Raw genomic sequence first — 6,993 nt, forward strand, 5'->3', positions numbered from 1 at the left:
GAACCTCACAGAATTGGCCTGACGGCCAATGCGCCTTGGACCGGGCTTGCTATATGAGGGCCGCACGCTCCAAGGCGCTCGCCCCAAACTGGCCGACTTTTGCTCCGCCACAATGGCCGAATTTTACTCCGCCGTTGACACCCATTGGGTGAACCCGACCCTGCCGCAGCTTGGCTTGTTGCTGGCGGTTGCGGGGCTCGCGACGGGCGCGCACTACACCATGACGCTCGCGTTCAAAGAGGCGCCGGTCGCGGTCACCCAGCCCGCGACGTTCCTGCAATTGGTGTGGGCAGTTGCGCTTGGGGCGTTGGTGTTCGAAGAGGGTATCGACCCCTTCACCGTTTTGGGCGGTGGGGTGATTATCGCGTCGGTCAGCTACATCACGTGGCGCGAGGCCATGTTAAAACGAAAAATCACGCCGCCCGCGGCAGCAACCAAGTCCTGATCAGAGGCTGATCACGCCCTGTTCCGTGATGATCATATCGAGCGATTGATCCGTCGGCTCTAGCGGCAGATCCTCCGCCTCTTGGGCTTCATAGGCAAAACCAACAGCGAGCACAGGCCCCGAGGCGCGCAGCAGTTCCAAAGTCCGGTCGTAGAACCCGCCACCATAGCCCAGACGCCCGCCCTTGCGGTCGAAGGCCACCAGCGGGACGATGACGATCTGCGGAATGATCCAGTCACCTGCGGCAGGGACTTTGGCCCCAAACGGGCCATCTGTCATCGCGCAATCCGGCTCCCACGCGCGGAACTGCAAAGGCTTGCCCTCAGCCTCGATCACCGGAACACCCACGGGGCCGTAGGCCGCAGCCTCTGCCATCGCGGGCAGCGGATCAATCTCGGTGCGGATGGGCATGTAGCCTGCAATCGGCACGCCGCGATGCCCAGCGAGGAACGAGGACAGCTCCCCTGCCCGTCCGGGTCGGTGGTTGGCGTGCGCCTCTTTGCGGCGGGCAAAGGCTGTCTTGCGGGCCTCTGCCTTGATAGCGGTCAGGTCGGTCATAGCATCACAGCACTGGCGAGACCGAGGAAGGCGAAGAAGCCAACCACATCAGTCACGGTGGTCACAAACGTGCCGGACGCCAGAGCAGGATCGACGCCGACACGCTCCATGATAATCGGAATGACCGTCCCAGCGAGCGCCGCAACGACGAGGTTCACCACCATTGCGACAGCGATCACACCGCCAAGCACAGGACTGCCGAACCAGATGATTCCGACAATCGACATGATCACCGCAAAAGCGACCCCATTGATCAAGCCCACGAAACTCTCGCGACGAATGACTCGCCAGACGTTTGAGCCAGTCAGGTCCTTGGTCGCGAGCGCGCGCACGGCCACAGTCAGCGATTGGGTGCCCGCGTTGCCGCCCATAGATGCAACGATCGGCATTAGAACAGCCAAGGCAACCACGGTGGCAATCGCGTCCTCGAATTGGGCAATCACAAGGCTGGCAAGGATCGCCGTCAGCAGGTTCACCGCCAACCACGGCAGGCGCTGCTTGGTTGTCTCGATCACGCGGTCGGACAGGCTGCCGTCGCTGACACCCGCCAGCAGCAGGATGTCTTCTTCGTGCTCTTCGTCCAGAACGATCATCGCGTCATCGATGGTGATCATCCCGACCAGCCGCCCGTCATCATCGACGACCGGCGCAGAGATTAGGTGGTACTGGTTAAAGGCATAGGCGACGTCGCCCTGCGCGGTGGTCGCGGGGATCGTCCGAAAGGTGTCTTCTTGGATGTCGCTCAGATAAATCGCGCGTGGGCTGCCCATGAGCCGTCCAAGGGTCACGTTCCCGATAGGCCGCATACGCGGGTCAACGAGCGTCACGTGGTAGAACTGTTCTGGCAAATCTTCGGAGGCGCGCAGAAAATCAATCGCCTGCCCTACGGTCCAATGTTCGGGCGCAGATACGACCTCGCGCTGCATCAAGCGACCGGCAGAATACTCGGGGTAACCCAACGACTGCTCGACCGCCGCACGGTCCGCCCCATCCAGCGCCTGCAGAATGACAGACTGCTGCTCGTCTTCCAGATCCTCGATCAGGTCAACGACGTCATCGGACTCCAGATCGCGCACCGCCTCTTTGAGGAATTTGCGCGGCAAAAATTCGATCACGTCTTCGCGGATCGACTCATCGAGTTCGGACAGCACCTCGCCGTCAAAGAGCGCAGGGGCCAGCAACAGGATTTCGCGCCGCTCGCCACCATCGATTTGTTCCAAGAAGTCGGCGATATCCGCTGCGTGCAGTGGTTCGAGCAAACCCGTTACGCGTTTAGAATCACCGGCAGCCAAAGCAAGTCGGATGGCTGCAAAACGCTTGCCGTCAAGAATTGCTTCATCTTCTGTTTCCGGAACGTCATGTACTTCGGACTCGTCTTTGTCATCCAACATGTCGCCCTCCATTCTGATTTGCGGGCAGCTTAGCGAGGCGGTTTGAAAAGTGACAGAGGGAAGCCACCTTTTCCTTTATCCTCGGGCCACTTATGCTCTCATCCGCTAACAAGGAGGCGCAGCCCATGACCACGCAGACCCTGATGATCGGCCAGACGCTTTGGTTCGAAGGCGACGCAATGCAAATCGGGGTAGAGGCCGCTCGGTATAACCGGCGCGGTGCACTCCTGATCGAAGGTGGAAAAGTCGTGGCGCGGGGAGAAGCCGAGACCTTGCAGACAAGTTATCCACAGGCAAAAGTGGTAGACTATGGAGAGGGTCTTATTCTTCCGGGATTTGTAGACAGCCATATGCATTACCCCCAAACCCGAATGATCGCGAGCTGGGGCAAACGTTTGATTGATTGGCTCAACAGCTACACCTTCCCCGAAGAGATGACGCTTGCCGATCCAGACGAGGCACGTGCCCGCGCAGACCTGACGCTTGATCTTGCGCTGGCGCACGGCACCACCACACAGGTCAGCTATTGCACCATACATCCTTGCAGTGTGGATGCCTTTTTCGAGGCGGCCGCCACCCGCGGGATGCGGGTTTTTGCAGGCAAAACCTGCATGGATCGCAATGCACCCGAGGGCCTTTGTGACACGCCGCAAACAGCCTACGACCAGAGCAAGGAACTGCTGGCAAAATGGCATGGTGTGGGCCGCGCAGAATATGTCATCACACCGCGCTTTTCTCCGACCTCGACACCAGAACAACTAGAGGCGCTTGGCGCTCTTTGGGCAGAGCATCCAGACTGCCTGATGCAGACCCACCTAAGCGAACAGACCGACGAAATCGATTGGGTTAAATCACTGTTTCCTAATGCAAAAGATTACCTAGACACCTACGAGACATTTGGCCTGTTGGGCCAGCGCGCGCTCTACGGTCACGTCATTCACCTCGAGCCGCGTGAAGCCGACAGACTTGCCGAGGTTGGCGCGGCTGTTGTCCACTGCCCAACCTCGAACACCTTTATCGGCTCGGGCATTTTCGAGGCTGCGAAACTGGCGTCCAGAGGCATCCGCGTCGGACTTGCGACGGACACTGGGGGCGGCTCGAGTTTCTCTATGCTCCGAACCATGGCAGCGGCCTACGAGATCGGGCAGTTGGCCGGTACGGCCCTGCACCCAGCGCAGCTTTTGTGGCTCGCGACCGAGGGGTCCGCACGGGCGTTGCACGCGCAGGATCGCATCGGGACACTGGCCATCGGATCAGAAGCGGACATCACGGTGTTGGACCTCGCGTCCACTCCGGCCATTGCGCAACGTCACGATCGGGCAAACGACATTTGGGAGGCCGTTTTCCCGACGATCATGATGGGTGACGATCGCGCCGTGAAATCAGTGTGGGTCGGCGGCGTCCAAGTCCAGCCAAAATGATCCACAGGAAAACCCTGTGCGATGGGGATTTCCCACACAGAGTTATCCACAGGCATTAAGGATTTGTTAACCTTTTAGGCCCGCTCCGCCAAAGCACGCGCTAAACGGTTTTGTTTTTCCACAAGCTTTCCCAAATCGATTGTGGATAGCTGACGATCTCGGACGATCTGACGACCTTCGACAAACAAATCGCGCACTTGGGTTGGTCCCGCCAACAGCAATGCGGCAGGGTCCCAACTGCCAGCGCTCTCGACAGTGCGGCAATCCCAAACAGCAATATCGGCACGCTTGCCGACCTCGAGCCGTCCGCAGTCCGGCCGCCCCAAGACATCCGCCCCACCCCGCGTCGCAATCTCCAGAGCTTCGCGGGCGCTCATGGCGGTCGCACCGCTTTGGACGCGCTGAAGAAGCATCGCCTGACGCGCTTCAGAGATCAGGTTTGCGGAATCATTACTTGCCGACCCGTCGACTCCTAGACCAACCGGAACGCCAACATCCCGCATTTTGCGAACCGGTGCGATTCCCGACCCCAATCGGCAGTTCGAGCAGGGACAGTGAGCGACACCCGTACGAGACCGCGCAAAAAGATCAATCTCAGCGCCGTCCAGCTTGACGCAATGTGCGTGCCACACATCGGGCCCGGTCCACCCCAGATCTTCGGCGTACTCACCTGGCCGGCAACCGAACGTCTCAAGGCTATAGGCAATGTCTTCTTCGTTTTCCGCCAGATGGGTGTGGAGCATCACGCCCTTATCTCGCGCCAAAAGCGCCGCATCTCGCATCAGATCGCGGCTCACCGAAAACGGAGAGCACGGTGCAATGCCGACACGCACCATTGCTCCTTCGCGAGGATCGTGGTGGGCATCGATGACACGGATACAGTCCTCGAGGATCGCGGCTTCATTCTCGACCAGGCTGTCTGGGGGCAGGCCACCATCGCTTTCGCCGATGCTCATGGCCCCGCGCGTCGGATGGAACCGCAGTCCAATCTCTTTGGCGGCGCTGATCGTATCATCAAGGCGCGCGCCATTCGGGTAGAGGTACAGGTGATCAGCGCTCAGCGTACACCCTGACAAAGCCAGTTCGGCCAAGCCGAGCTGCGCGGACACGAACATCTCTTCGGGGCCCATCATAGCCCAGATCGGATAGAGCTTTTGCAGCCAACCGAACAGCAGAGCGTCTTGCGCCCCCGGCACCGCGCGAGTCATAGATTGATAGAGATGGTGGTGTGTGTTCACGAGACCCGGTGTCACGACACACCCTCGGGCATCGATGACTTCGGCACCCCCCAAGGGCAGGCCCTGTCCAATCGCAGAAATCACCCCGCCCGATATGCGCAGATCAACACCTGACAGCTCTCGCCTCGTGTCATCCATCGTTAACAGGTGATCAATGTTTTGGATCAGAATTTCGGACATGGTCAATCGCCTCTCGTGCGCCATGCCCTCCTCAGATCACACAAAAAAATCAGGGGCGCCAGAGAAGGACAAAGGATACGCCACTGCGGGGAAAATACCTTCCGCTCAGATGTTGGCAAGACCCTCTTCGAGAAGACGCATTGCTTCGGCGTGATGTGCCTCGGAGGCTGCTGCAATAATGCGCCCTCCGTTGTGGGCAGGGCCACCGTGCCAATCGGTGACGATGCCGCCAGCCGCTTCGATCACCGCTTGCGGTCCTTGGATATCGTAGGAGTTCAAGCCTGCCTCGACCACAAGGTCGATCTGACCAGCCGCCAAGAGCGCATAGGCGTAACAGTCCATACCGTAGCGCACCAATTGCACACGGTTGCCAAGATGATGAAATGCCCGTCGCTCATCCTGCGTCCCGACTTCGGGGAACGTCGAAAACAGAATCGACTCTTCCAGCGGGCGGGGACCGCGAACATGCAGGGTGCGGCGTCCATGGGGGCCGTCACACCAAGCCTGACCGAACCCGCCAAAGAAGCGCTCTTGGATATAGGGCTGGTCTACGATTCCCATAATGGGTCCATTGTCATCTGAGAGCGCGATCAGCACCCCCCAAGTGGGCGTGCCGCTCAGGAAACCGCGCGTTCCGTCGATCGGGTCCAGAACCCACGTCAATCCGCTGGTGCCATCCTGTTTGCCCATCTCTTCACCCAGAATCCCGTCCTGTGGGCGACGGCGCTCTAGCACGTTGCGCATGGCGGCTTCGGCGGCGCGATCCGCTTCGGTGACAGGATCGAACCCGTCTTCTTCTTTGTTATCAGCCAGCAGTTCGGGACTACGGAAAAACGGCAAAATGGCCGAACGCGCTGCGTCGGCCATTTCCGAGGCCACCTCGGTCAAGGCGGTTTGAGTGTCGATCGAAAAACGCGTCATAGGGACTGACCTTGCGAAGAGTGATTACAAGGGCGCTACCCCGTGGGGCGTTTCAAATCAAGCCACGTCGCTCAGAACGCGTGCCAGATCGAAGAGACGACGGCGCTGGTTCTCCGGAATCGCATAATAAGAGCGGATCAGGTCCAGTGCTTCTTTGTCGCCCAAGATATCAGCAGGCAAAGCAGGCGATTTTTCTGCGACAGGAGCATCCTCTCCCTCGAGGCCTTCGAAGAAAAAGCTCACAGGGACTTCGAGGGTGGTGGCGATGTCCCATAAGCGAGACGCACTCACTCTGTTAGCCCCAGTTTCGTATTTTTGGATTTGCTGGAATTTAATTCCGACACGCTCAGCCAGTTGCTGCTGAGTCATCCCGATCATCCAGCGGCGGTGACGGACGCGACGGCCAACGTGTACATCCACAGGGTGCGTCATTTCTTGCTCCATTTAGTCCAGAAGATCACCAATAACCATGATCTGCCGTCTTTGTTTTGTTTTTATCCCCAATTCACGCCGGAACTCGCACCCCCTAGAACGATCCCAGCGCCTTCAGGACACACAAACAGAGCGACTTCAAGCCCTGCTGTACCCTTGTAAGATGATATGTAACTAAACCTATACGGAAAAACCAAGATATCCATATGATCCTTAAGGGTAATCCTTAGGATAATTAGGAACCTATGTCCCATTGACAGAAACAGGAGGTCACGTCCGTCAAGGTGGTGTAATTTGTCGGGTGGCCTGAGGTCATGATCAGGCGGCTTTTATGCTGAGAATTGGGTCTGTCTCCTCGTTGTCGATCTGAGCGAATGCCTCGACCATCATGTAGCGGCTGGCGGTTT

Annotated in this window: 6 protein-coding genes and 1 pseudogene; 2 read left to right on the forward strand and 5 right to left on the reverse strand. The window is 58.7% G+C overall.

The annotated features are described in order from the left end of the window. Window positions 1-142 precede the first annotated feature (142 nt). A pseudogene (locus tag AB9K37_RS11385) lies at window positions 143-445 on the forward strand (EamA family transporter); the annotation flags it as partial. Here the strand turns inward: AB9K37_RS11385 and AB9K37_RS11390 are convergent. Both AB9K37_RS11390 and mgtE read right to left on the reverse strand, forming a co-directional pair. Beyond that, the gene (locus AB9K37_RS11390) at window positions 446-1,003 is read right to left on the reverse strand and encodes a 5-formyltetrahydrofolate cyclo-ligase (protein ID WP_369838617.1); all 558 of its coding nucleotides are present in this window, start codon (window positions 1,001-1,003) and stop codon (window positions 446-448) included. Continuing rightward, the gene (mgtE, locus tag AB9K37_RS11395) at window positions 1,000-2,394 is read right to left on the reverse strand and encodes a magnesium transporter (protein WP_369838620.1); all 1,395 of its coding nucleotides are present in this window, start codon (window positions 2,392-2,394) and stop codon (window positions 1,000-1,002) included. Before mgtE ends, AB9K37_RS11390 begins: the two co-directional genes overlap by 4 nt. A 125-nt stretch (window positions 2,395-2,519) precedes the next feature. On the opposite strand from mgtE, the gene guaD reads away from it, so the two are divergent. Continuing rightward, on the forward strand, window positions 2,520-3,815 hold the full coding sequence (guaD, locus tag AB9K37_RS11400) for a guanine deaminase (protein WP_369838622.1): 1,296 nt from the start codon (window positions 2,520-2,522) through the stop codon (window positions 3,813-3,815). Window positions 3,816-3,889: 74 nt separating this feature from the next. On the opposite strand, the gene AB9K37_RS11405 is transcribed toward guaD, so the two are convergent. The 3 genes from AB9K37_RS11405 to AB9K37_RS11415 form a co-directional block, all read right to left on the reverse strand. Beyond that, window positions 3,890-5,233, reverse strand: a complete 1,344-nt coding sequence (locus AB9K37_RS11405) for an 8-oxoguanine deaminase (protein ID WP_369838625.1) — start codon at window positions 5,231-5,233, stop codon at window positions 3,890-3,892. Window positions 5,234-5,338: 105 nt separating this feature from the next. Next, a complete protein-coding gene (gene hisN / locus AB9K37_RS11410; RefSeq protein ID WP_369838628.1) occupies window positions 5,339-6,154 on the reverse strand; it encodes a histidinol-phosphatase in 816 nt (271 codons plus the stop codon). A gap of 57 nt (window positions 6,155-6,211) precedes the next feature. After that, window positions 6,212-6,586, reverse strand: coding sequence for a helix-turn-helix domain-containing protein (locus AB9K37_RS11415; protein WP_369838631.1), 375 nt, complete (start codon window positions 6,584-6,586; stop codon window positions 6,212-6,214). Window positions 6,587-6,993 lie beyond the last annotated feature (407 nt).

Source organism: Donghicola sp. XS_ASV15 (genome assembly GCF_041224595.1).
Lineage (GTDB): Bacteria > Pseudomonadota > Alphaproteobacteria > Rhodobacterales > Rhodobacteraceae > Donghicola.